Consider the following 23,839-nt stretch of genomic DNA (forward strand, 5'->3'; position numbering starts at 1 on the left):
AGCTTGAGACGAAGAAGAAGGTAAAGACCCATGGGCTGGAACCCGTCTGAGTTTCCCCCGCTGCCGGACGCCGAGGTGCTCGAACAGCACGCGGGCAAGCTGCGGACCAAGGCTGAAGGCATCCAGTCCGCGGCTTCGGAATCGCACAGCATCTGGCAGGGCACGGCCGCGGCCTATAAGGGGCCGGGGGACTGGCAGGTCCATTCGGCGTTCAACCGGGTCCTCACCGAGGCGGACACGGTGCTCGAGGACTCGAACTCCGTCGCGGACGCCATCGATACCTATGCCGAGTGGGCGCGCGAAGCCAAGCAGCGCTACAACGCCCTCTACAGCGACTGGCTCTCCGTCCGGGCACGCATCGCCGACGAGGGCGACGACTGGCGCAAGAACGAGGACCTGGTCAATGACGACAACCAGATCCTGAAGGACGCCAACGTCCTGGTCGAGGATCACATGGCTGCCGAACGTGCCTGCGCGAGCGCCATCTCCGGCCTGTTCGGCGGTCCTTCCTACGTGGTGACCACCGAGGACGGGCCCGGCACAAACCAAGTCGCCTACGGCTACACCTCGGAGCAGCTCGACGCCGCCACCGCCGAGGGCCACATCCCCTGGGGCGAGCCGACCGAATGGGACAAGCCCTGGTACCGGGACGCGTGGGACGGGGTCGTCTCCTTCGGCAAGGGCGTCTGGAGCGGCATCACCGGCACCGTGACCGGCCTGTGGAACATGGTCAACTTCACGGACATGGACACGTTCTCCGCGACCTGGAAGGGGATCGGACAGCTCGCCCTGGATGTGGCCATCGTGACCACTCCGATGGCCCAGGTCGCCCTGCGCGCCACCGGAAACGGCCGCATCGCCGACCAGGCGGGGGAACGGCTGGTGGCCGTCGGCAAGGCGGCCATCCACTGGGACGACTGGAAGCGGGACCCGGCCTACGCTGCGGGCGCCACCACTTTCGACCTGGCCTCGATCCTGCTCACCGCCGGCGGCGGCGCCGTCGCCAAGACCGGCTCGGTCGCCTCCGCCGTCACCCGCATCGGCCAGACGGGCAGCAAGATCGGCTCCGTGGTCAACGTGACCGGCCTGTCCCGCATGGCCGGCTTGACCACCAAGGTCCTCGACCTCGGGTCCTCGCTTAAGGTCAACACGATCAACTTCGCCACCGACAGTGCCCGCGTCACCCTCGGCCGGATGGCGCCTGCCGCAGTCCGCGTGGACAACTTCCTTAACGACGTCGGCAACACGCTGTCCGGTCCTCGTCCCGCCTACGCCGGGGTCGCCACGGGCCACGGACCGGGGCCGGTGAGCACCCGGATCGACAACCTCATCAACCGCTTTGATGCGGAAGGCCCCTCCCGCCCCAACCGCGGCCCGGCCCCGGACACCACGCCTGTCCGCACCACGGCCAGGTCGGGCACTGATACCCACGCGGTGCGTGGCAGCGGAAGCGCTGCCGCCCCGGACACGAACTCCGCTCCGGTACGCGGGGCAACTGCTACCCCGGACACGGACACCCCGGCTTCCCGGAACGCCGGCTCGGCCGGCCACGCGGATTCGGATGCACCCGCACGGGAGCCCAACGGCTCGGCCGCGGATACGGATGCCGCCTCGTACGTGCCGGATTCGGGGGACAACCGCACTCCGGCCGCCGGCACGCCGGAAGCGGAGGCGCCTGCAGACCGCAATGTCGCGGCGGACGGCTCGGCTGGCCCTGTACCCGGAACCGATACCTCGGGAACACCAGCCGCGGGCGAATTGATCCGCGATGCCGACGGCAACCCGAGTGTCGTCCGGTTCCCGGACGGCACTGAGCACAAGGTGGCAACGAACCTGTCCAACTTGCGCCAGGCCGACGCCTGGGACGACGTCCGCGAGGCGCTGGAACGCAGCGGCAGGGACGAGGACTGGCTCCGCGACGTCGTCGGACGCCAGGTCGAAGAACTCTCGCCGGAAGATGCCGCCGCGCTACACGACATCCGCCGTTCCATCCCCGCACCGGATACCGCCACGGTGTTCCAGAAGGTCATGGACCGCGGCAGCGCCGATGCCCTCTTCGATGCGTCCAATCCGTACCGAGGCGGCGCGATGGGCTACATCTCGCGGGCGGAGCACACCGCCGGACTGCGGACGCCGGCAGACATCCACGACGGCCTCCGGCTGGACTACGACAACACGCCGTACCGGCCCGACAATTCACAGCCGGTCTACGCGGTCAGGTTCCAGGGGACGGCCGACTCCATCGGAAACGTCCGGGTTCCCGATGGGCGCATGATGGACGCCTTGCACGGCCCGGATGCCCCGCATGCCCGGCGGGATGCCCCGGACGACTACAGCACTCCTTCGCCCCACCGGGACGCGAGCCCGAACACCGGACACGGTTTCACCAGCAGCACATCCTCGAACGGCGACCTGATCCCGGAAGAGGCGACCCACCGGGACATCGGCGCGGTGCAGTACCAAAAGGGTGCTGAGATGTGGGAGATCAACGGCTCGGGCAAAGAGACGCTCACGGGGGTCTACAACGGCAACACCTGGGACCGCGTTGCAGAGTTCGACGGCGGTAGCGGCCGTTCCCCGTCAGGGGCACCTACCCCTGGCCCCAGTGCCGGCCAGCAGCTCATCGACGCTGCAAGGCCCGAGATCGTCCGCGAGGTCCCGGTCGAGGGCCTGCGGAAGACGGAGGTATTCAGCGCACGGACCGACCTGGAACCCAACACGCTCTACGACGTCAGCGGCCGCGGAAAGTTCTACACGGACGGCGACGGCAAGGTCGTCCTGGTCGAGACCTCCACGAAGCGCTTCGGCCGGCTGAATCCCGACCTGCAGAACCCGCTTCCGAACGCCACCTACCATGTCAACGACTACATGGTCGTCAAGACCGACGACCTGGGCAGGACGGTCCACACCCACGTCGACGCACTCTCGCTGGCAGACGGCGGCCGGCACCGGATGAACCAGACCGAAGTCGGCCACATCGGTAACGCGGAGCTCAACGGCGGGAAGGACATACGCCTTGACGAGAACGGCGCGAAGCGCCCGTACTCGGAGTACCAGCACCAGGCCAAGTACGAAGGCGGCCACGGGCTGGGCAGGGCCTTCGGAGGCATCCGGGAGTGGCTGAACTACACGCCGATGAGCAAGATCCTGAACGGCGGACGAACTGGCATAGCGTCGTTCTTCCGGGTGGAGCGGGAACTGGAGGCGCTCCTGCGGGCGAATCCGGGCACTTCCATCGAATTCGATGTGCGCAACCTGTTCCGGGGCGAATCGCAGGTGCCGCACCGATACACAGTTCGGTACAGTATCGACGGGGCCAAGCCCAAAGTGCTCCGCCTGACCAATCGGGTCTAGGCAGGAAGGATAGCCGTGTCATTTCTGGACGGCAGCATCGCTGCCCAAGAGATCGTTAGCCGCATCGTTGCCCTCGTCGTGGCTGCCCAGGAACCGGGATGGGATCGGATCGAAATCTGGAACGCCGAAGCCGCGGGCTTCGGATCTGCGTCGGTCGATGTTGTCGTCGGAGGGGAAACGACCTGGCCGGATCCTCCGGAAGAGGTTATCGATCTCTTCGAGGAGCTCAAGGAGGCCATGTACCGTCCGGACACCGGAACATGGCTCAGTGTAAGGATCTCCATCAGCGCGGACGGCAGCGCGGACGCCGATTACAACTACGACGAGCCGCCGGCATGGGGAATGGAAGTGGAGCCCGGCCTGTACGGGGAGGAACTGGAACGGTTTCCCCGTTCGCCGGAGAACATTCCGGACTGGATGAAGGCAGACGCCGGGCTCTAGCCGGCCTGGCCGGCAAACCGGAATCCGGCGGGGAATGGCATTCCGGAATGGAATGAAGGCGCATGCCGGCCATCGCCGGGCAGGAAAGGGAACTTGTGGTAACGATTTTGCAGAAGGCCGTTCATGCCTTCGATCTGGAGCAGTTCCTCGGACGGTCGGCGGACCTGCTGGCAGGATTCGCGGTTCCGGCTGCCCAAGTCGCCGGTCTGGCGCCCGCGCAACTGCATATGGTGCATGGTCTCGGCTTCGCCGGTTCGCCGTTCCCGGCCGAACCCGAGTACGTTGATGTCCTGCGGTTCCCGGCACCGGCCCGGGAATTCTGCCATGATGCGGTGGCCCCTGAGGTGCGGGATCATCCGCCGTTCACCGGGACCGGGTTCGCCAGCTGGGATGGAGGCGTGCCGGTGCCGCTCTACTACCTGGACCCGGTGCGTGTGCCCGCCGGTTCTGAGCTGTGGCGGATCACCGGCCAGGGCGCCGAGACGCTGCTGGGCGTGTACCCCGATGCCGCTTCGGGGTGGGTCCCGGTTGAATGGCGCGGTCCGGTTGCAGCCGACAAGCTGGCGCCGCAGGATGTGCTCGGAACCGTCGCTGTATGGGACTTCAACCCCTATATCGCAGACATTGTGGAGGACGGCGGAGCCGTGGTGCTGTGCGCCTTCGAACGGCCCGATGACGAGGAGCCGGAGGAAGGCGACCTCGAGGCGGACGAGTTCCGGGAGCCCTGGGGGCGAACCGCGCGCGGCTTGTGGCGGAAGAAAGTCGATATCGGGGAAGTCACTGACGTGTTCGAAGGAGTCTGGACCGGCAGCTTCCGCGGCCTGGGCTTCCGGATTACGGGTCTCGGGCGGGACGAGCAGGGGCAGGACATTTTCAAGCTCCATTACCTTGGCCACGATGCTGCCGCTGCGGAGGCAGCAGGCCTGAATAAGTCCGATGCCGGCGTGTACTGGGCCTCGGCAGCGCGGGCGGAAGTCGCCGAGGTGAGGGAAGTGCAGCTGCGTCCGAGGCAGTTCGCCCGCTGATGGAGTCGGGCCGGAAGGAAAAGAGACTGCGTGGTTGATTCACCCTATGGTGTGCCGTACCCGGGCAAATGGGCGCTGTGGCGGGGAGAGTGGTACGAGACCCGCACCTATAGTGATGGCGAGAAGCTGATGCTCCTGTCCTATGAAGGCGCGGAGGCGCCCGACCCGGGATGGGAGGAGGGCGCGGAAAGCTCCCCCGGGGGCCGGCGCTTCACGCGCATCGTGCCGTTTGCCGAGCTCGAGGCCTACGAGGAGTTCATCGTCAAGGCCCAATGGCACGGTTACGAATTCGGTCTTCTTCGCATCGGTGCGGATGGCCTGGCAACCGGGTGGGCTGGCGAGCCCGATGGTAAATCGCTGAGCGGTGGACGGCTGGTAAGCCTGCTGGACCAGTCGGGGCACAGGCACGGCCAGGCTGAACGGGATGCCGTCGAAGCCACCGTTCCGGCCGGAGAGCTCACGGACTTCCGCCTGGTACGGCACCGCAACCTGGCCGAAGTGCTGCGCAAGGCCGGATGGTGACCGGGCAGCTGTTGGAAGGTGCCGGCGTCATGGCAGAGGTCGCCCGGAGCGGCGGGGGAGCCGAACACACGGTCACGCCGGCGCAGGACGGCGTGGCCGTGAGGCGTCGGCCACTGCTTTAGGAAGCAGGCGGCGGGGCCATTTAGAATAGGAAACTGTGCTCTATTGAGCAGCAGGATTCCCCGAAAGAAGGACGATCAGTGTCTAATCCAGCCGCAGACCGCCAGCGCCCCCTGCGGGTGGCCATCATCGGAGCCGGCCCTGCAGGCGTCTACGCTGCCGACATCCTGACCAAGGCCGAGCGCGACTTCGAGGTCAGCATCGACCTGTTCGACCAGTACCCGGCGCCCTACGGCCTGATCCGCTACGGCGTGGCCCCGGACCATCCCCGGATCAAGGGCATCGTCACTGCGCTGCACAAGGTGCTGGACCGCGGCGACATCCGCTTCCTCGGCAACGTCAACTACGGCCGGGACCTGACGCTGAAGGACTTCCGGGACTTCTACGACGCGATCATCTTCGCCACCGGCGCCATCAAGGACGCCGCCCTGGACATTCCGGGCATCAATCTGGAGGGCTCCTTCGGCGCCGCGGACTTCGTGTCCTGGTACGACGGACACCCCGACGTCTCCCGCGAGTGGCCGCTCGAGGCGAAGGAAATCGCGGTGATCGGAAACGGAAACGTTGCCCTCGACGTCGCACGCGTCCTCTCCAAGCACGCCGATGACCTGCTGACCACGGAAATCCCGGAGAACGTCTACCGCGGACTGAAGAATTCCCCGGTCACGGATGTGCATGTGTTCGGCCGCCGCGGCCCCGCGCAGGTGAAGTTCACGCCGCTGGAACTGCGCGAACTGTCCCACTCGCGCGACGTGGACATCGTGCTCTACCCGGAGGACTTCGACTTCGACGAGGGCTCGGACGAGCAGATCCGTTCCAACAACCAGACAAAGACCATGGTCAACACGCTGACCAACTGGCTGGTGGAGGAGCAGGACACCGGCGCCTCCCGCCGGCTGCACCTGCACTTCCTGCACACCCCGGTGGAGATCTTTGAAGGAACCGGCGACGGCGCCGGCAAGGTGGCGGGCATCAAGTTCGAGCGCAACGAGCTGGACGGCACGGGCAACGTGCGCGGCACCGGCGAGTTCGTCGAGTACCCGGTCCAGGCCGTCTACCGGGCCATCGGCTACTTCGGCTCGGAGCTTCCGGAAGTGGGCTTCGATGAGCGCCGCGGCGTGATCCCGAACGAGGGTGGCCGCGTCATCGATACCGAGGGCAAGCCGGTCCCCGGCATTTACGCTACCGGTTGGATCAAGCGCGGCCCGGTCGGCCTGATCGGACACACCAAGGGCGATGCCCTGGAAACCATCGGATTCCTGCTCGAGGACCGGCTGGACCTGCCGGCGGCCAAGAATCCGGGTGAAGATGCGATTATCACACTGCTCGAGGAGCGCGGCGTCGAATACACCACCTGGGAAGGCTGGCTCAAGCTGGACGAGCATGAGCGCCACCTGGGTGCCACGTACATTGCAACGGACGACGGCGAACCGGAAGTTAAGCGCGAGCGGGTCAAGGTCGTGCCGCGGGAGGACATGATCAGGATCTCCCGAGCCTGAACGAACCGGCCCGGCTGTTCCCCGGCCGGGCCGGGTCAGGTGTTGACGTAGAAGCTCAGCACGTCCCCGCTGGGGAGCTCGAGGCGGACCTTGTACCCGCCGACGCTGCTGATCCGGGCGCCCGGATAGGTTGAGCGCAGGCTGGTGATCAGTTTGTCCGAATTGTCCTCGATCAGGACGTTCCGGCGCGCCGGAATGTCCCGTGCGGCCGGCACAATGTCCGGCCTTCCCCATAGTTTCGCGCTGCACCATTGCAGCAGCGACCGCTTGGTGTCCACTTGACCCGCCCCTTGGTTGTGCGTGGAACCGTTTCCGGTTGGACCGGCCTGACGCTCCGGTTCCTTCTACCAGTATGGGGCCCGCATCTTGGAGTTTCCGTAACCCCCAACCGGGACACGCCGAGGGGCTCCAAGGGCGGCAGTCGGCCGGCCCCGGGCAATAGCCGGAAAAAGGTATTCAACGAGGGGCTTCGCGAGAATACTTGACCTATGAGCCTCTTCCGGACCAAGTCGATTGAGCAGTCCATAGCGGACACGGATGAGCCGGGGCACCAGCTTAAACGTACGCTGAGTACCTTCGACCTGATGATCCTGGGCGTGGCGGTGGCCGTGGGGGCGGGCATCTTCTCCGTCGGCGCGAAGGCCGCCGGCAGCTATGCAGGCCCGGCCGTGACCTTGTCCTTCGTGCTGGCGGCCGTCACGTGCTTCCTGGCGATCATGTGCTACGCCGAGTTCGCCTCCGCCATTCCTGTTGCCGGCAGCGCGTACACCTATACCTACGCGACCCTCGGCGAACTGCTCGCATGGATTATCGGCTGGGACCTGATCCTCGAGCTGTTCACGGCCGGCGCCGTCATTGCCAAGTACTGGGGCATCTACCTCAGCAACGTCTTCCTGCTCTTCGACATCAACGTTCCCACCACCGTGAGCTTCTTCGGCCTCGAGCTGACCTGGGGCCCGCTGCTGATCGTTGCCATATTCACGACCTTGCTCGTCCTTGGCACGGAACTGTCGGCCCGGGTGAACAACGTCTTCACCTTGATCAAGGTGGCGATTGTCCTGTTCGTGATCGTCGTCGGCTTCATGTACGTGCGCACGGAAAACTACACGCCGTTCGTTCCGGAACCGGTGCCCACTACCGGAACCGGGGGAAGCGCGTGGACCCAGTCGCTGTTCTCCTTCCTCAGCGGCGCCGAGCCGCAGCAGTACGGGGTACTGGGCATCCTGGCCGGCGCGGCCCTGGTGTTCTTCGCCTTCATCGGGTTCGACGTCGTTGCCACCAGCGCCGAGGAAGTGCGGAACCCGCAGAAGACCCTGCCGCGCGGCATTTTCGGCGGCCTGGCAATCGTGACCGTGCTCTACATCCTGGTGACGCTGGCCCTGACGGGCATGGTGTCCTACACGGACCTGGCGGCCGCGGACGAGGCATCCCTGGCCACCGCGTTCATCAACGTCGGCGCGGACTGGGCGGCGCAGGTCATTTCGATCGGCATCCTGATCGGCTTGACCACGGTCATCATGGTGCTCCTGCTGGGCCTGGCGCGGGTCGTTTTCGCCATGAGCCGGGACGGGCTGCTGCCGCGCTGGCTGAGCCACACCACCGAACGCCGGCGGACGCCGGCGCGCGTCCAGATCGTGGCCGGCGCCCTGGTCGCGCTCGTGGCCGGTTTCACCAATGTGGACGTCCTCGAAGAGATGATCAACATCGGCACCCTCTCGGCCTTCGTGCTGGTGAGCATCGGCATCGTCGTGCTGCGGAAGAAGCGGCCGGACCTGCCGCGTGCCTTCCGGGTCCCGCTCTCGCCGGTCATCCCCATCATGTCGGCGGTACTCTGCTTCTGGCTGATGCTGAACCTGACCACGCTCACGTGGGTGCGCTTCGCGATCTGGCTGGCCATCGGCCTGGTCATCTACTTCCTGTACGGCCGGCAGCACTCGCGGCTGAACCATCCGGAGCTAATCCCGCTCGAATACGAGCGGGAGGAGCACCATCGAATGGAACACGAACAGCACCGCCGGGAACACGAGGAGCGGGTGCGGCTGCGGAAGGAACACGGAGACCACCCGGAGCCGTAGTACCTTCGCCTCTCCGGAAGTATGACGTCGGCGCCGAAGGGCTTCGCCTAGGCTGGAGACGTGACCAACAACGAGCCGTTGAACGCTGAACAGACCCAGAGGATTATCGAACTCGCCATGGACCTGGCGCGGGAAGGGAAGAGTGCGGAGCTGGCCGAGTTCCTCGACCACGGCCTCCCGGTCGACGTGGCCGACGACAGCCGCAACACCTTGCTGATGCTGGCCGCCTACCACGGACATGAGGAGACCGTTGCGATGTTGCTGGAGCGCGGGGCGGATCCCGATATCCGCAATGCGCGCGACCAGTCCCCGGTTGCCGGGGCCCTTTTCAAGGGCGAGGATGCCGTGGTGGCCAGGCTGCTCGCGGCCGGGGCGGACGTGGACGCCGGCACCCCGAGCGCGCGCGACGCGGCCAAGATGTTCGGCCGGGAGCATCTCCTCGGCCACTAAAGAACGATCCGGCCGGACCGGACCGCCAGGGCCACCATCCGGCCGCCCGGACCATAAAAAACTGCCCGGGACCGGCCGCGTCGGCTGGTCCCGGGCAGTCATGCCTCTAGGAGATTAGGCGGAGTCGGTGTTCACATCGACGGGGGAGATCTTGCCGGCCTGGAGGGCCTCGATCGCCTTGCGCACACCTTCGCCGTAGGCCGGGTCGGCCTGCGTGCAGTTGGCGATGTGCCGTTCGATGGTCGCCTGGGAGGCTCCGTCGATCGCACGGGCGGTGTTCTCGAACAGGACCTGCCGCTGTTCCTCGGTCATCTTCTCGCGGAAGAGGATGCCCGGTTGCTCGAAGTAGTTGGCGTCGTCCTCGCGGTAGTTGAACCGGTCGGCCACGGCACCCACGGCCTGGGCCGGATCGCGGTAGGCCGGCTGTTCCTGCCAGCGGCCGTAGGAGTTCGGGTTGATGCCCGGGGTCGCGCCCTGGTTGCCGTCGACGCGCATGGCGCCGTCACGGTGGAAGGAGTTCACGAGCTTGGCGCCGCGCGGGTAGTTCACCGGGATCTGGTGGTGGTTGACGCCCAGGCGGTAGCGGGCGGCATCACCGTAGGAGAACAGGCGCCCCTGCAGCATGCGGTCGGGCGAGAAGCTGATGCCCGGGACCACGTTGGCCGGAGTGAAGGCAGCCTGCTCGACGTCGGCGAAGTAGTTCTCAGGGTTGCGGTTGAGCTCGAACTCGCCGACCTCGATGAGCGGGTAGTCCTTCTTGGACCAGACCTTGGTGAGGTCGAACGGGTGGTACTTGTACGTCTCCGCCTCGGCTTCCGGCATGACCTGCACAAAGAGGGTCCACTTGGGGAAGTCGCCCTGCTCGATGGAGTCGAAGAGGTCGCGCTGGTGCGACTCGCGGTCCTCGCCGACCAGCTTGGCTGCCTCGGCGTCGTTGAGGTTCTTGATGCCCTGCTGGGTGCGGAAGTGGAACTTCACCCAGGAGCGCTCGCCGGCGTCGTTGATGAAGCTGTAGGTGTGCGAGCCGAAGCCGTGCATGTGGCGGTAGCTCGCGGGAATGCCGCGGTCCGACATGACGATGGTGACCTGGTGCAGGGCCTCGGGCAGGTTGGTCCAGAAGTCCCAGTTGTTCTCGGCGCTGCGCAGGTTGGTGCGCGGGTCGCGCTTGACCGCGTGGTTGAGGTCCGGGAACTTCAGCGGATCGCGGAAGAAGAAGACCGGCGTGTTGTTGCCGACCACGTCCCAGTTGCCCTCTTCGGTGTAGAACCGCAGGGCGAAGCCGCGGATGTCGCGTTCGGCGTCGGCCGCTCCGCGCTCGCCGGCAACGGTGGAGAAACGGGCGAACATCTCGGTCTTCTTGCCGACCTCGGAGAAGATCTTCGCGGAGCTGTACTTCGAGATGTCGTGGGTAACCGTAAAGGTACCGAAGGCACCGGATCCCTTAGCGTGCATGCGGCGCTCGGGGATGACCTCACGGTCGAAGTGCGCCATCTTCTCCAGGAACCAGACGTCCTGGAGCAGCATCGGACCGCGCGGCCCGGCGGTCAAGCTGTCCTGGTTGTCCGCTACGGGTGCGCCCGCAACGGTTGTCAGCGGCTTGGTGTTGTCAGCCATCTATTTATTGCTCCTTGTCGGATCTTCCATATGACGGTCCTGCTGGGCGGCGCAGGCCGGGCATGTGCCCCAGTAAGTGACCTCGGCCTCGTCAATCTCGAAGCCGTGGTCATCGGCCGCCGAAAGGCACGGCGCTGCGCCCACGGCGCAATCGACATCTTCGATCGCGCCGCAAATCCGGCACACCACGTGGTGATGGTTGTCGCCGACCCTGGCCTCATAGCGGGCCGGCGAACCCGAAGGTTCGATCCGGCGCACCAGCCTGGCGTCGGTCAGCGCGGAGAGCACGTCGTACACGGCCTGCTTGGACACCGTGCCGAGCTCGTCCCGCACCACCCCGGTGATGGTGTCGGCGTCGGCATGAGGGTGTGCGCGTACTGCCTCCAGCACTGCAGTACGAGGACGGGTCACGCGCAACATCGCTCCGCGCAGCAGCTCCTCCGGCTTCCTCATGTCGACCATGCCACGATCATGGCAGGTTTTCTGGACTGAGTCCAGAAAAAGTTTTGTGGCCCCGTCACGAATCAGAGGCGAGGGAGGAGCGGTGCGGCATCCTCCCGGGCCTGGGCGGTCGATGGCGCTTTGGACTACCATTTCCCTCACGGAGAGCGGAGCCGACGAGATGGACAAAACGCGGCAGTTGAGCGTCGATATCGGCGGCTGCGAGTTGAGGATCACGACCCGGGGCAAGGGGGGCCAGTCCTACGTGCTCGTGCCCGGCATCGGGGTCTCGCCGCGCTACTTTGGGCCCCTGGCCGAAGCACTTGCTAGAATAGGGACTGTACATGCAGTGGAACTGCCCGGTTTCGGCGGGGCGCAATCTCCGCAGGAACAGGTGGCCATTGCGCAGTTCGCAGCATTGGTCCGCGAAGCCTTGGCCCGGATCGGCGTGGATTCAGCGGTGCTGATCGGGCACTCCATGGGTGCGCAGATCGTTGCGGAACTGGCGGTCTCCTGCCCGGGGCTGGTGCAGGCACTGGTGCTGCTCAGCCCGTCAGCCAACCGGCATGAACGCAGCGGACGGCTGCAGGCACTGCGGCTGGCCCAGGACGCCCTCCGCGAGTCTCCGCAGCTGGTTTGGATCGTCCTGAGCGACTACTTCCGGTCCGGCCCGCGCTGGTACTTCCGAACCCTGCAGGAGCTGCTGCGGCACCATCTTGAGGACGTAATGCCCATAATCCAAGTCCCTACGCTGATTGTCCGAGGAGGACGCGATCCGATCGTGCCGCGCGAATGGGCGGCGGAACTGGCCGCGGCTGCACCGAGGGGTCGTTTTGTCGAGATCGAGGGCGAGCCCCACGCGCTGATGTTCGGCCGTCCGGAAACGGTCGCGGCATACTGCCAAGAGGTCGCGGAGCGGGCATGCTGAGCACACCGAGGGCCGCGCTGCGGGCGCTTGCGGGCCGGGCATGGGGCTGGCTGCTGGACTATGCCTATGTGGCCCATAGGCAGGCCCACGGCTTCCTGTTCCGGCATGATCCTTTGCCCTACCTTGAGGCCGGAGAGCGTAAGGACGCTCCCGTACTGCTGCTGCCGGGGGTATACGAAAACTGGCAGTTCCTCAAGCCGATCGCTGATGCCCTGCATGCGGATGGCCACCCGGTCCACGTCGTGCGGACTCTGGGATACAACCGCGGAACGGTGGCCAAGATGGCCGCCTTGGTCACTGCCTACCTGGAGGCGGCCGAGATCTCGAACGTGACCATTGTGGCGCACAGCAAGGGCGGGTTGATCGGCAAGCTTCTGATGACTCTGCCCGCATCGGCGGGCCGGATCCGCCATATGGTTGCCGTCAATACACCGTTCTCCGGCTCGCACTATGCCCGTTTCTTCCTGGACCCGAGCATTCGGGCCTTCGCGCCCCGGAATCCTGCGCTGCTTGCACTGGCCAGGAAGCGGGCTGCCCACAGCCGCATCACCTCGGTATTCAGTAAGTTCGATCCCCATATCCCCGGCGGGAGCCATCTGGCCGATGCCGAGAACATCGTGCTGGAGAAATTCGGGCATTTCCGTGTCATCGCCGATCCTCGCCCGCTGCAGATCATTAGGGACCGGCTGCCAAGGAAAGGTGCCTGAGCAAACTAGAATCTGCTCATGCCGAGACTCCTTGCCGACACAACGCCGCTCAAGAAGAGTCCGGATTTCCGGCGGCTTTGGACCGGCACGTCGCTGTCCTCGGTCGGCGCCCAGCTGACTTTGGTCGCCGTCAGCCTGGAAGTCTATGACCTCACCCGCTCCACCCTGGCGGTCGGCGCGATCGGCATCGTCGGGCTGGTCCCGCTGGTGCTCGCCGGGCTCTATGGCGGGGCCATCGTGGACGCCTACGACCGCCGCAAGGTGGCACTGTATTCGGGGCTGGTGCTCTGGGCCTGCGCCGGCCTCTTCGCCCTCCATGCGTGGTCCGGGCTGGGGCAGGTCTGGCTGCTGTATGTGCTCATCGCCATCCACTCCGCAGCCGCCGGCGTCAACCAGCCGGCCCGCAACGCGATCATCCCGCGGCTGGTCAGGCGGCAGCTGCTGCCGGCGGCCAATGCGCTGAACATGATGACGTTCGGCCTGGGCATGGCGCTGGGCCCGCTGCTGGCCGGCGTCCTCGTGGCCAACGTGGGCTTTGGCTGGACCTACACCATCGACGTCATTACGTTCACCGCGGCGATGTGGGCGCTGTTCCGCCTGCCGCCGCTGCCCCCGGAGGGTGACGTGCACCGGGCCGGCTTGCGGTCGGTCCTGGAGGGCCTGCAGTTCCTGCGCACCAGGCCGAACATCCGGATGACGTTCCTGGTGGACCTGGCCGCGATGGTGCTGGCCCAGCCCCGCGCGCTGATGCCTGCCATCGGAGCCGTCGTGCTCGGGGGAGGGGAGGCGACGGCGGGCATCCTGCTCGCCGCGGTTGCCGCCGGCGCCTTCCTGGCAGCGCTGTTTTCCGGCCCGCTGGGCCAGGTCCGCCGGCAGGGCCTGGCCGTGCTATGGTGCGTGGCACTATGGGGAACCGCCGTCGCGGTCTTTGGCGCCGTCGTCGTACTGGCCCGCAACGATGGTCCGCCCTTGGACGGAACCGTTAGCCCCTGGCTGCTGCCCTCGGCGGCCGCGCTGATGGCCGCCGGCGCGGCGGACACGGTCAGCGGAGTCTTCCGCAACACCATTCTGCAATCCGCGACGCCGGACGCAATGCGCGGGCGGCTCCAGGGGATCTTTATCGTGGTGGTCGCGGGCGGCCCGCGGCTGGGCGACGCGGTGGCCGGCGGCAACGGCCAGTGGCTCGGCGAGGGGATGGCAGCGCTTGCGGGCGGGCTGGCCTGCGTGCTTGCCGTCTGGCTGCTGCACCGCTGGCAGCCGCGGTTTGCCGGCTACGATGACCGCCATCCCGAACCGTGATGGAACAGTAGGCCAAGCCAGCACGTTATAGGAAGTGTCCGGTCCCATCGCGGGGGCGGCCAGTACGACGGCGGCCGGCCGGTCGTTCGCAGAAGGAGACTTGAAGCGGTGCACCATCATTTCAACGGTTTGAAGACCGCCGTCCTGTTCGGCGTGCTGTTCGCCATCCTGCTCGGGATCGGAGGACTGCTGGCCAGCGGCACGGGCAGCAGCAGTTGGATCTGGATCATGGCGCTGATCGGGTTGGGGACGACGGCCTACAGTTACTGGAACAGCGACAAGCTGGCGATCCGGGCGATGCATGCCTACCCGGTGACGGAGCAGCAGGCGCCCGAGATGTACCGGATCGTCCGCGAGCTGTCCGCGCGTGCCAACCAGCCGATGCCGCGGCTCTATGTTTCGCCGACGCAGGCCCCCAACGCGTTCGCCACCGGGCGGAACCCGCAGAACGCCGCGGTCTGCTGCACCGAGGGCATCCTGCGGCTGCTCACCGAACGCGAGCTGCGCGGCGTCCTCGGCCACGAGCTGATGCACGTCTACAACCGCGACATCCTGACCTCCTCGGTTGCCGCCGCCGTCGCCGGTGTGATCACCTCGGTCGCACAGTTCATGTTGTTCTTCGGCGGCAGGGACCGCAATGCGAACCCGATCGCGCTGCTGGCGATGTCGCTGCTCGCGCCGATCGCCGCCGCGCTGGTCCAGATGTCGATCAGCCGGACCCGGGAGTACGACGCCGACGAGGACGGCGCCAAGCTGACGGAGGATCCGCTGGCCCTGGCCTCGGCGCTGCGCAAGCTGCAGCGGGGTACCCAGGCGGCTCCGCTGCCGCAGGACCAGAAGCTCGTCAATACCAGCCACCTGATGATCGCCAACCCCTTCAAGGGCGGCGGTGTTGGCAAGCTGTTCAGCACCCATCCGCCGATGGATGACCGGGTGGCACGGCTGGAGCGGATGGCCGGCCGTCCGCTCGGCTCCTGACGGGGCAGGCGCATGAGGCTGCTGCTGATCCGCCACGGCCAGACGCCGTCCAATATCAAGGGGCTGCTGGACACCGCCGTTCCCGGGCCCGAGCTGACCCGGCTGGGCCATGAGCAAGCCCGCGCGCTGCCGGTGGCCTTGGCTGAGGAGCCGATCGAGGCGCTTTATGCCTCGACGGCCATCAGGACGCAGCTGACGGCATCGCCGCTGGCAGGGTCCACGCGCCTGGATGTCGGAATCCGGGACGGCCTGCGGGAGATCTCGGCCGGCGAGTACGAGATGCTTGGCGATGGCGAATCGATCGCCGTCTATCTGCGCACTGTTTTCGCCTGGACTGCCGGGGAGCTGGACCGGAGGATGCCCGGCGGGCCGGACGGCTTTGAAACGTTCGGCCGATTCGACGACGTGGTCGCCGAGGCGGAGGCCGAGGGCCTGGGCACGGTGGCGCTCTTCAGCCACGGGGCGATGATCCGCAGCTGGGCCGGAGCGCGGGCCAAGAACCTTGATGCGGAGTTTGCCGCCCGCAACATCCTCAGCAACACCGGCGTCGTCGTGCTCGAAGGATCGGGCAGCGATTGGGAAGCCGTGACGTGGATGGGCGAGGCCGTGGGCGGTCCGGCTGTGGAGGATACCCTGGCGGACGGGCCGGCCGGCGATTCCGCAGCCGGGGTGGTGGAAACGGACGGCGGCCGGTAAGAGCGGCATCGGCAGAAGCGCCGCCCACGTGGGCGTATGACGTCCTCGAACGTGTTTTACGCCCGCAGGTTTGCAATTGAATGTAGCGCGGCGCACAATTCTTCTGAACCAAGCCTTGCCTAACTTAGGCTGGGCTAACCAGAAGGAAGCTTGCCGTGACCGCCAATTTTCTAATCGGCCTCCGCGAGGGGCTTGAAGCGACGCTCATCGTGGTCCTGCTGATGGCCTACCTGGCCAGGACCGGGCGGGCCCACCTCATGCCGCGCGTCTGGGCCGGCGTCGCAGTGGCCGCCGCCGTGTCGGCCGGATTCGGGGCGCTGCTGACCTTCGGTCCCCGCGGGCTGACGTTCGAGGCGCAGGAGGCCATCGGCGGCATCCTGTCCATTGTGGCCGTCGGCTTCGTGACCTGGATGGTGTTCTGGATGGCCGCCGCCTCCCGGACGCTCGGGCGCGACCTGCGCCTCCGGGTGGATAAGGCCGCGGGGACGCCGGACGCCAAGAGTTGGGGCCTGGCGCTCGTCGCGGCGCTGGCCGTGGGCCGCGAGGGGCTGGAGACGGCGCTCTTCCTCTGGGCCGCCGCCCGCGCGACGGGGGAGACCTGGGAGCCCATCGCCGGTGCCGTCCTGGGCATCGCCGCCGCGATCCTGCTCGGTGTCCTGCTGCACCAGGGCGTGCTGCGGATCAACCTGTCCCGGTTCTTCACCTGGACCGGCGCGGTGCTGATCGTCGTTGCCGGCGGGGTGCTGGCGTATGGCGTCCACGACCTGCAGGAAGCGGGCATCCTGCCCGGACTGCACGCCCTCGCGTTCGACGTCTCGGCCGCCGTTCCGCCGGGCAGTTGGTACGGCACGCTCCTTAAGGGCGTTTTCAACTTCTCGCCGGCTACCACCACTTTCGAAGCCGCTGCCTGGCTGCTGTACGTGGTGCCGACCATGATTCTGTTCTTCCGCCGCATCCGTTCCGGCCACGGTAAGGCTGCCGCCGACAGGTCCGTGACCGCGGCCGCCTGACGGCCCGTCCACTCCGCCCCGAACCACCCTGATTCCATAAGGACGACTTCCCATGATGATTACCCGTGCCCTCCGCCCCGCCGCGGCCGCTACCGCTGCGGCCCTGCTGCTGGCCGGCTGTACCGACAACACGACCCAGGCCTCCGGCGACGGCGCCGTCCAGGTCACCAGCACCGCCCAGGAATGCAAGCTCTCCACGGGCACCGCCCAAGGCGGCACCCTGAAGTTCCAGGTCAGGAACGAGGGCACCGAGGTTACGGAGTTCTACCTGCTGGCCGAGGACGGGCTGAGGATTATCGGCGAGGTGGAGAACATCGGCCCGGGCCTGAGCCGCGATCTTGTCGTCATGGCGCCGGAGGGCAAGTATGTCGCCGCCTGCAAGCCGGGCATGGCCGGTGAAGGCGTCCGCGCCGCCTTCACCGTCACGACTCCGCCGGAGGGAACGACGGTATCCGCCGACCGTGCCGCGCTCCAGCAGACCGCGGCCTCCCAGTATTCGGCCTACGTCAAGGAGCAGTCCGAGCAGCTGCTGGCGGGGACCAAGGACTTTGCGAAGGCATTCGCCGCCGGTGACGCGGAGGCCGCCCGCCAGCTGTATGCTCCCACCCGGATGCACTGGGAGCGGATCGAGCCCGTTGCCGAATCCTTCGGCGACCTCGACCCGATCCTCGATGCCCGCGAGGCCGACCTGGAGCCGGGCCAGGAGTGGACCGGCTGGCACCGTGCCGAGAAGGAGCTGTGGCAGCCCGATTCGGGTTACAAGGCCCTGACCGCGTCCCAGCGCCAGCAACTGGCCGACCAGCTGGTCGCCGATACCGAAGAGCTTCATCACCGCACCCAGGAGCTGGAGTTCACCCCGGACAAACTGGCCAACGGAGCCAAGGAACTGCTCGACGAGGTGGCCACCGGAAAGGTGACCGGCGAGGAAGAGGCCTTTTCGCACACGGACCTGTGGGATTTCCAGGCGAATATCGAGGGTGCCCGGATCGCCTACGAGGACCTCAAGCCGCTGCTGGCCGACGGCGAAGCCGAGTTGGACGCGTCGCTGGAGAAGAACTTCGCGGCCGTGCAGGAACTGCTGGACCAGCATCGGAAGGGCGACGGATTCATTGCCTACGACGAGCTGTCCGAGGCCCAGGTGCAGGAACTGAGCGCCGCCGTCGACGCTCTCAGCGAGCCGCTGTCAAAGCTGACGGCCGCGGTGGTCAAGTAATGGCGGGCGGCAACCTTCCCGCCGGTGGCGGCCCCGAGGCCGCGGCACCACGGCGCGGTGTGAGCCGCCGTACGCTTTTCGCGGCCGCCGGCACCGGCGGCCTGGGCCTCGCCGCCGGTGTGCTTGCGGGACCGGCACTGGCCGGCACGCGCCAGGAGCGGGAGGTGTCCGACGTCGTGCCATTTCACGGTCCGCATCAAGCCGGCATCGTCACGCCCGCACAGGACCGGATGCACATGGCCGCCTTCGACGTCACGACCGCCGACAAAGAAGAACTGGTTTCGCTGCTCAAGGAATGGACGGCCGCCATTGCGGCCATGACCGAGGGCAAGGAGATCGGCGTCGGCGGCGCGGCGTCGGGTGACTATGAGGCTCCGCCCGAGGATACCGGTGAAGCCGCCGACCTCACCGCGAGCCACCTAACCGTCACCGTCGGCTTCGGCCGCACGCTGTTTAAGCAGGACGGCGAGGACCGCTTCGGCCTCGCCGACCGCCTGCCGCCGGCACTCATCGAACTGCCCCATTTCCCGGGCGACGCCCTCGAGGAGGCGCGCAGCGGCGGCGACATCGTCGTCCAGGCCTGCGCCGACGATCCGCAGGTGGCCGTCCACGCGGTTCGCAACCTGGCGCGGATCGCGTTCGGCCGGGCCCGCGTGCGCTGGTCGCAGATCGGCTTCGGGCGCACTTCATCGACCTCCGCAGCACAGGCCACGCCGCGCAACCTGTTCGGGTTCAAGGATGGCACCGCAAACCTCAAGAGCGAGGACGCGGATGCTGTGGAAAAGCATGTGTGGGTTTCCAACGCCGGCGGCGGCGAAGCCTGGATGAACGGCGGCAGCTACCTGGTCGCACGCCGCATCCGGATGCATATCGAGACCTGGGACCGCACCTCGCTTCGCGAGCAGGAGGCGGTGGTCGGGCGCACCAAGCGGGAAGGTGCGCCGCTATCCGGAGGAAAGGAATTCACCGAGCCGGACTTCACGCTCAAGGGCAGCGCAGGCCCGCTGGTTCCCGCAGATTCGCACGTGGCGCTGGCGCATCCGTCGAGGAACGGCGGCGTCCGGATGCTGCGCCGCGGATTCAACTACACCGACGGATCAGACGGTCTCGGCCGGCTGGACGCCGGGCTGTTCTTCATCGCTTTCGTGACGGACCCTCGGACGCACTACGTGCCGATGCAGGCAGCGATGGCCAAGAACGACGCCCTGGCGGAGTACCTCAGGCACACCGGCTCCGGACTGTTTGCCGTCCCGCCCGGGGTGGAACAGGACGGCTGGCTGGGGCAGGGGCTGTTCGCCGCCGCCTGAGGCGCACCGGCGCTAGGCGTCCAGCAGGTGGCGTTCGTCCTGGATGCTGATGGCGTAGGCGAACAGGGCCTGTTCGTGCTCGCGGTAGTGATGCGCGCACCAGGACAGCATGCCGCCGGTGTCGAGAATTACATGGACGTAGGCGTGGGATCCGCAGCGGTCACACAACATGTCGCGCTCCTGAAGGTAGTGGCGTTGACCTTCCCCCAAGTGTGGCCTTCAATGCTTGGGCTTGGCTTGGAATGCCACGGGCCGCAGCCTTGGGTTTTCCGGCTGCGGCCCTGGGGCTCCTTTTCGGGCGCGGTCGGGGCCTCTTGGCCCCGGGTTCCTCGCGCCTAGCGGTAGTTGATGAACTGGAGGTCGACGTCCAGGTCGGAGGACTTCAGCAGCGTGATGACCTCCTGGAGGTCGTCACGGGACTTTGAGCTGACGCGAAGCTCGTCGCCCTGGATCTGCGACTTGACGCCCTTGGGGCCTTCGTCGCGGATGATCTTGTTGATCTTCTTGGCCTGGTCCTGGGCGATGCCTTCCTTGATCCCCGCTTCGATCCGGTATTCCTTGCCGGAAGCGAACGGTTCGCCCGCGTCGAGGGACTTCAGGGAAATGCCGCGCTTGACGAGCTTGGACTGGAGGACGTCGAGGACTGCCTTCACGCGTTCCTCGGAGTTCGCCTTCATCAGGATCTTCTCGCCGCTGAAATCGACTTCAGCACCGACTCCCTTGAAGTCGTAGCGCTGCGCCAGTTCCTTCTGCGCCTGGTTCAGGGCGTTGGCGACTTCCTGCTTGTCGACTTTGCTGACGACGTCGAACGATGATTCGCTGGCCATGTTGCCTCCTCTTGGTCAGGGTGATGTGCTCTGCGCCTAGCCTACTTCGTCCCGCAGCCGCGAAGGCGGTTCCCCGTTCCCAGCTTGTCTTCAGGGAGCAGCCAGTACTTGTCCAAACTTTCCGGAAAGACTGGAGACGTTGTTTGAACGACCAAACTATTGAAGGAGCACGTTGCATGGCGAGCCGCCGGCGGTACCTTGTCCGATCCATACGAGCAGCGGCGGGGTCATTCCTCACTGCGGCCGCGGTGACGGCGTTCGGTGTCTTGGGGTCGTCTCCGGCCACGGCGGCCGTTCCGGCCTTCGAGGCCATGCATTCAGAGGTCGCCGCTGCGGGCATCGCCACCTACGTCCGCCGGGAAGCGGACCTAACCCAACGGCGCCAGCCCGAAACGCAGGGCGCGGGGCAGCCGGGCGGGCCGAGCGCGAGCCAGCGCCTTGACGGGGTGCGAGCCGAAATGGACCAGGCGGTCGCCTGGGGCCTGGTCACCTCGGCCCAGGCGGAGCACTTCGTCGCGCAGATCGAATCGCGGATCAGCGCCGGCCTTTAGGGCGCCGGTTCGCCGGGCTGGAGGCGGCTCCGGTGCCTGGTAGGCGACCCGTGCCCGCCCGATTTCGTTCTTCGGCAGATCTTCTGTAAAGTTGTCTTGCTTCCACTTACGGAAGCGGTCTTCACTGAAGACGCCCGGCAGATTACCCGAGCGGCCAAAGGGGGCTGACTGTAAATCAGCTGGCACTGCCTACGGGGGTTCGAATCCCTCATCTGCCACGGGCCTGAAGATCCCCGGATCCTGCATAACGATGCAGGATCCGGGGATCTTTTCTTTGCCGGTGTGTCCCGGGCTTTCCCCAAGGCGCCCTTCGGAGACTTCTTAAGTCATGTGGCAGCAACACTCCATTGGTTCCCTTGAGGACGGTGGGACTGCACGTACTCTGTACATATCGATAGCCGGTGACACATTGGAGTGGCTGGTACCAAGGGCGTTCTGAGTTGTCAGGAGAACCGAATGGGGCGAAAGAAAACGGCTTCGACGAGCCTGGGTGAACTCATGGAGTCTGCCCCGGCTGGCTATGCGGAGCCGGATCGCACCTGGCGTCGCCGTGTCGCGGTGTGGGCCGGTGCGGTGGCGGTGGTGGCCCTGAGCGTGGGGACGCTCGTGGCCCCGGGGGCCGTGGCCGTGGCTGCCGGGGCGAACTCCCTGGTGAACCTGTGGGAAGAGTTGCCGTCCGACGTCCCGTTGGATCGCTCCCTGCCGCAGCACACAGTGCTGCTCGATAACAAGGGCAAGGAGTTCGCCCGCTTCTACAGCGAGAACCGCATTGACGTCGAGCTGAAAAGCGTTTCCCAGACGTTCCGCGACACTCTCGTCGGCACCGAAGACGTGCGCTTCTACGAGCACCATGGCGTCGACCCCTACGGCATGACCCGTGCCTTGGTCAACAACGCGGTCTCCAGCAACACGCAGGGCGCGTCGACGCTTACCCAGCAGCTGGTCCAGAACATTATGGTCAACAACGCCCGGGATGAGGCCGAGCAGTCGGTTGCCACGGGGGACACCTACAACGCCAAGATCCGTGAATCCAAGTACGCCGTGCATCTTGAGCAGACGCTCAGCAAGGACGAGATCCTGAAGATGTACGTCAATGCCGTCTATTTCGGCAACCGCGCCTACGGGGTCGAAGCCGCCGCCCGCATTTACTTCAACACCACCGCGGCCAAGCTGAACCTCCAGCAGTCCGCGCTGCTCGTGGGACTGCTCAAAGGGCCGGGCGTCTACGACCCGTTCCTGCATCCCGAAGCAGCGACGTCGCGCCGCAACACGGTGCTGGGCGTGCTGGAGAACAACGGCACGATCACGACCGCCGAGGCTGATGCCGCACGCAAAGCTCCGCTGGAACTGGAGCGGGGAACGGTGCCTTCGAGCTGCGGCGATTCGGAGTACCCGTTCTACTGCGAACTGGTGCGCGAAGAGATCCTGGAGAACCGGGCATTCGGTGCCACCCCGGAGGAGCGGGCGGATCGGCTGTCCCGCGGCGGCATGATCCTGACGACCGGACTCGACCGCCAGGCAATGGAAGCAGGGCGCAAGGCGGTCACCAAGGCGCTCGGGGACAAGAACCGCGCCGCGCTGGGAGTGGCCGTCGTCGAACCGGGAACCGGGCACATCGCCGCGGTGACGCAGAACCGCGGCTGGGGCCAAGGCAAAGGCAAGACGCAGGTCGTCTTCGCCAAGAGCGAGTTCCAGGTGGGTTCCTCCATGAAGCCGATCGTGCTTGGCGCGGCACTGAGCGAGGGCGTCCCGGCATCGCAGCGCTACAACTCCAGCGGTCCGTACTATTCGCCGACGCTCGATGACCCGGCGGAGGGGTTCCACAACTACGGCTTCATTAACTACGGCAATATCGACGCCTATGAGGCCATCCGGAAATCCGTCAACGTCTACTTCGTCAAACTGATCGAACGGACCGGCGTGATCGACGTGGCCAAGTTCGCCGAGACCCTTGGCATCACCTCGATTCCGACGGACAGCCTGAGCGGCCACGAGGCCTCGCTGGCGCTGGGTGCCTATGAAGTGTCGCCGCTGGAAATGGCCAATGCCTACGCCTCCTTCGTCAGCGGCGGTGTGGTATGCAATCCCGTAACCATCACCGGGGCGGTCCGCACCGACAACGGCGAGGAACTCCCGGTTCCGGACACCGACTGCCACCAGGGCATCGATCCCGGCGTGGCGGATACCGTCGCGGACGCGCTGAAGGAGCCGTTCAAGTCCGGCGGCACCCTCAGCGGCCTGGGCAAGCTCAAGGGCCGCGAGGCCGGCGCCAAGACCGGCACGACCAACGATTTTTCGGCCAACTGGATCGTGGGCCTCACGCCTCAGCTTTCAACCGCGGTCTGGCTCGGGGACCCCCGCGGCGGCGGGCAGTATCCGCTGGACAAGGTGGATGCCTACGGCACCACCTACTACGACCTGACGGGCGCGGAGGTGGCCGGTCCGGTCTGGAAAGCGACCATGGAAGGTGCCTTGAAGGGAAAGTCGGCGGAGCCGCTTCCGGACGCCGCCTCGGTCGGCCTCGGGATGCAGACGGACAAGTCCATTCCCGACGTTCGGGGCATGAAGGTCGACGAGGCCATCACCGTGCTGCTGCGGAACAACCTGACGCCGGTGGTGAAAGAGGAGACGGCAAAAGCCAATCCGCTCCAGCCGCCGGGCGTGGTCGTGGCGCAGACTCCGCGTGCCGGGGGATCGCTGCGATACCGCCAGGAAGTGTCGATCACGCTGAGCCACGGTAGCGACACCGCGATCACCGTACCGGACAAGGGATAGGGGAGGC

The 23,839-nt window shown here is 66.5% G+C and carries 22 protein-coding genes and 1 tRNA gene; 18 read left to right on the forward strand and 5 right to left on the reverse strand.

The annotated features are described in order from the left end of the window. Positions 1–30: 30 nt before the first annotated feature. From WFH44_RS04730 to WFH44_RS04750, 5 genes are all read left to right on the forward strand, one after another. Positions 31–3,354: a DNA/RNA non-specific endonuclease gene (locus tag WFH44_RS04730; RefSeq protein ID WP_336712170.1), complete on the forward strand. Its 3,324-nt coding sequence runs from the start codon at positions 31–33 to the stop codon at positions 3,352–3,354. A 15-nt stretch (positions 3,355–3,369) separates the two neighbouring features. Then, positions 3,370–3,795, forward strand: a complete 426-nt coding sequence (locus WFH44_RS04735) for a hypothetical protein (RefSeq protein ID WP_336712171.1) — start codon at positions 3,370–3,372, stop codon at positions 3,793–3,795. A 95-nt stretch (positions 3,796–3,890) separates the two neighbouring features. Next, entirely contained in the window at positions 3,891–4,820 is a 930-nt protein-coding gene (locus WFH44_RS04740; RefSeq protein WP_336712173.1) for a hypothetical protein, read from the forward strand. A gap of 30 nt (positions 4,821–4,850) precedes the next feature. After that, the gene (locus tag WFH44_RS04745) at positions 4,851–5,342 is read left to right on the forward strand and encodes a hypothetical protein (protein ID WP_336712174.1); all 492 of its coding nucleotides are present in this window, start codon (positions 4,851–4,853) and stop codon (positions 5,340–5,342) included. A 200-nt stretch (positions 5,343–5,542) separates the two neighbouring features. After that, entirely contained in the window at positions 5,543–6,961 is a 1,419-nt protein-coding gene (locus WFH44_RS04750) for an FAD-dependent oxidoreductase (RefSeq protein WP_336712175.1), read from the forward strand. A gap of 35 nt (positions 6,962–6,996) precedes the next feature. Here WFH44_RS04750 and WFH44_RS04755 read toward each other — a convergent pair whose 3' ends face one another. Then, the gene (locus WFH44_RS04755) at positions 6,997–7,239 is read right to left on the reverse strand and encodes a hypothetical protein (RefSeq protein ID WP_336712177.1); all 243 of its coding nucleotides are present in this window, start codon (positions 7,237–7,239) and stop codon (positions 6,997–6,999) included. Between the two features lie 210 nt (positions 7,240–7,449). Here WFH44_RS04755 and WFH44_RS04760 point away from each other — a divergent pair, with 210 nt between their 5' ends. Then, on the forward strand, positions 7,450–9,036 hold the full coding sequence (locus tag WFH44_RS04760) for an APC family permease (RefSeq protein WP_336712179.1): 1,587 nt from the start codon (positions 7,450–7,452) through the stop codon (positions 9,034–9,036). Positions 9,037–9,153: 117 nt separating this feature from the next. Further along, positions 9,154–9,486, forward strand: a complete 333-nt coding sequence (locus tag WFH44_RS04765) for an ankyrin repeat domain-containing protein (protein ID WP_336712907.1) — start codon at positions 9,154–9,156, stop codon at positions 9,484–9,486. Positions 9,487–9,600: 114 nt separating this feature from the next. Here the strand turns inward: WFH44_RS04765 and WFH44_RS04770 are convergent, their stop codons facing one another. Both WFH44_RS04770 and WFH44_RS04775 read right to left on the reverse strand, forming a co-directional pair. Beyond that, positions 9,601–11,100, reverse strand: coding sequence for a catalase (locus WFH44_RS04770; protein ID WP_336712181.1), 1,500 nt, complete (start codon positions 11,098–11,100; stop codon positions 9,601–9,603). Next, positions 11,101–11,562: a Fur family transcriptional regulator gene (locus WFH44_RS04775; RefSeq protein WP_336712182.1), complete on the reverse strand. Its 462-nt coding sequence runs from the start codon at positions 11,560–11,562 to the stop codon at positions 11,101–11,103. Positions 11,563–11,674: 112 nt separating this feature from the next. On the opposite strand from WFH44_RS04775, the gene WFH44_RS04780 reads away from it, so the two are divergent. From WFH44_RS04780 to efeB, 8 genes are all read left to right on the forward strand, one after another. Further along, positions 11,675–12,469, forward strand: a complete 795-nt coding sequence (locus WFH44_RS04780) for an alpha/beta fold hydrolase (RefSeq protein ID WP_336712183.1) — start codon at positions 11,675–11,677, stop codon at positions 12,467–12,469. After that, entirely contained in the window at positions 12,463–13,176 is a 714-nt protein-coding gene (locus tag WFH44_RS04785) for an esterase/lipase family protein (protein ID WP_336712184.1), read from the forward strand. Before WFH44_RS04780 ends, WFH44_RS04785 begins: the two co-directional genes overlap by 7 nt. A gap of 18 nt (positions 13,177–13,194) precedes the next feature. After that, the gene (locus tag WFH44_RS04790) at positions 13,195–14,475 is read left to right on the forward strand and encodes an MFS transporter (protein ID WP_336712185.1); all 1,281 of its coding nucleotides are present in this window, start codon (positions 13,195–13,197) and stop codon (positions 14,473–14,475) included. Between the two features lie 108 nt (positions 14,476–14,583). Further along, positions 14,584–15,453 carry a zinc metalloprotease HtpX gene (gene htpX, locus WFH44_RS04795; protein WP_336712187.1) on the forward strand — a complete coding sequence of 290 codons (870 nt, stop codon included), beginning with the start codon at positions 14,584–14,586 and terminating at the stop codon, positions 15,451–15,453. A gap of 12 nt (positions 15,454–15,465) precedes the next feature. Beyond that, entirely contained in the window at positions 15,466–16,149 is a 684-nt protein-coding gene (locus WFH44_RS04800) for a histidine phosphatase family protein (protein ID WP_336712188.1), read from the forward strand. Between the two features lie 155 nt (positions 16,150–16,304). After that, positions 16,305–17,159 carry an iron uptake transporter permease EfeU gene (gene efeU, locus WFH44_RS04805; protein ID WP_336712190.1) on the forward strand — a complete coding sequence of 285 codons (855 nt, stop codon included), beginning with the start codon at positions 16,305–16,307 and terminating at the stop codon, positions 17,157–17,159. 52 nt (positions 17,160–17,211) lie between these two features. Next, positions 17,212–18,372 carry an iron uptake system protein EfeO gene (gene efeO, locus WFH44_RS04810; protein ID WP_442892868.1) on the forward strand — a complete coding sequence of 387 codons (1,161 nt, stop codon included), beginning with the start codon at positions 17,212–17,214 and terminating at the stop codon, positions 18,370–18,372. Continuing rightward, positions 18,372–19,679 (forward strand): iron uptake transporter deferrochelatase/peroxidase subunit, encoded by a 1,308-nt coding sequence (gene efeB, locus WFH44_RS04815; protein WP_336712192.1) that lies wholly within the window; start codon positions 18,372–18,374, stop codon positions 19,677–19,679. The genes efeO and efeB overlap by 1 nt, the downstream gene beginning before the upstream one ends. Before the next feature lie 12 nt (positions 19,680–19,691). Here the strand turns inward: efeB and WFH44_RS04820 are convergent, their stop codons facing one another. Both WFH44_RS04820 and WFH44_RS04825 read right to left on the reverse strand, forming a co-directional pair. After that, the gene (locus tag WFH44_RS04820; protein WP_336712193.1) at positions 19,692–19,850 is read right to left on the reverse strand and encodes a DUF7455 domain-containing protein; all 159 of its coding nucleotides are present in this window, start codon (positions 19,848–19,850) and stop codon (positions 19,692–19,694) included. Between the two features lie 164 nt (positions 19,851–20,014). After that, positions 20,015–20,506 carry a YajQ family cyclic di-GMP-binding protein gene (locus WFH44_RS04825; protein ID WP_336712195.1) on the reverse strand — a complete coding sequence of 164 codons (492 nt, stop codon included), beginning with the start codon at positions 20,504–20,506 and terminating at the stop codon, positions 20,015–20,017. Positions 20,507–20,682: 176 nt separating this feature from the next. Between WFH44_RS04825 and WFH44_RS04830 the strand changes: the two genes are divergently transcribed. From WFH44_RS04830 to WFH44_RS04840, 3 genes are all read left to right on the forward strand, one after another. Further along, positions 20,683–21,057, forward strand: coding sequence for a hypothetical protein (locus WFH44_RS04830; protein WP_336712196.1), 375 nt, complete (start codon positions 20,683–20,685; stop codon positions 21,055–21,057). Positions 21,058–21,193: 136 nt separating this feature from the next. Further along, a tRNA-Tyr gene (locus WFH44_RS04835) sits at positions 21,194–21,275 on the forward strand. Between the two features lie 238 nt (positions 21,276–21,513). Then, a complete protein-coding gene (locus tag WFH44_RS04840; protein ID WP_336712197.1) occupies positions 21,514–23,832 on the forward strand; it encodes a penicillin-binding protein in 2,319 nt (772 codons plus the stop codon). The last annotated feature ends 7 nt before the right edge of the window (positions 23,833–23,839 follow it).

Origin of the sequence: Arthrobacter sp. USHLN218, from assembly GCF_037144715.1 — a bacterium.
Classification (GTDB): domain Bacteria; phylum Actinomycetota; class Actinomycetes; order Actinomycetales; family Micrococcaceae; genus Crystallibacter.

What these genes read in the sequence shown, in the direction of transcription:
- WFH44_RS04730 (WP_336712170.1), top strand. Translation starts at nt 31, where the DNA reads ATGGGCTGGAACCCGTCTGAGTTTCCCCCGCTGCCGGACGCCGAGGTG.
- WFH44_RS04760 (WP_336712179.1), top strand. Translation starts at nt 7,450, where the DNA reads ATGAGCCTCTTCCGGACCAAGTCGATTGAGCAGTCCATAGCGGACACG.
- WFH44_RS04765 (WP_336712907.1), top strand. Translation starts at nt 9,154, where the DNA reads ATGGACCTGGCGCGGGAAGGGAAGAGTGCGGAGCTGGCCGAGTTCCTC.
- WFH44_RS04770 (WP_336712181.1), bottom strand. Translation starts at nt 11,100, where the DNA reads ATGGCTGACAACACCAAGCCGCTGACAACCGTTGCGGGCGCACCCGTA.
- WFH44_RS04775 (WP_336712182.1), bottom strand. Translation starts at nt 11,562, where the DNA reads ATGGTCGACATGAGGAAGCCGGAGGAGCTGCTGCGCGGAGCGATGTTG.
- WFH44_RS04780 (WP_336712183.1), top strand. Translation starts at nt 11,675, where the DNA reads ATGGCGCTTTGGACTACCATTTCCCTCACGGAGAGCGGAGCCGACGAG.
- WFH44_RS04785 (WP_336712184.1), top strand. Translation starts at nt 12,463, where the DNA reads ATGCTGAGCACACCGAGGGCCGCGCTGCGGGCGCTTGCGGGCCGGGCA.
- WFH44_RS04790 (WP_336712185.1), top strand. Translation starts at nt 13,195, where the DNA reads ATGCCGAGACTCCTTGCCGACACAACGCCGCTCAAGAAGAGTCCGGAT.
- WFH44_RS04800 (WP_336712188.1), top strand. Translation starts at nt 15,466, where the DNA reads ATGAGGCTGCTGCTGATCCGCCACGGCCAGACGCCGTCCAATATCAAG.
- efeO (WP_442892868.1), top strand. Translation starts at nt 17,212, where the DNA reads ATGATGATTACCCGTGCCCTCCGCCCCGCCGCGGCCGCTACCGCTGCG.
- efeB (WP_336712192.1), top strand. Translation starts at nt 18,372, where the DNA reads ATGGCGGGCGGCAACCTTCCCGCCGGTGGCGGCCCCGAGGCCGCGGCA.
- WFH44_RS04820 (WP_336712193.1), bottom strand. Translation starts at nt 19,850, where the DNA reads ATGTTGTGTGACCGCTGCGGATCCCACGCCTACGTCCATGTAATTCTC.
- WFH44_RS04825 (WP_336712195.1), bottom strand. Translation starts at nt 20,506, where the DNA reads ATGGCCAGCGAATCATCGTTCGACGTCGTCAGCAAAGTCGACAAGCAG.
- WFH44_RS04830 (WP_336712196.1), top strand. Translation starts at nt 20,683, where the DNA reads ATGGCGAGCCGCCGGCGGTACCTTGTCCGATCCATACGAGCAGCGGCG.
- WFH44_RS04840 (WP_336712197.1), top strand. Translation starts at nt 21,514, where the DNA reads ATGGGGCGAAAGAAAACGGCTTCGACGAGCCTGGGTGAACTCATGGAG.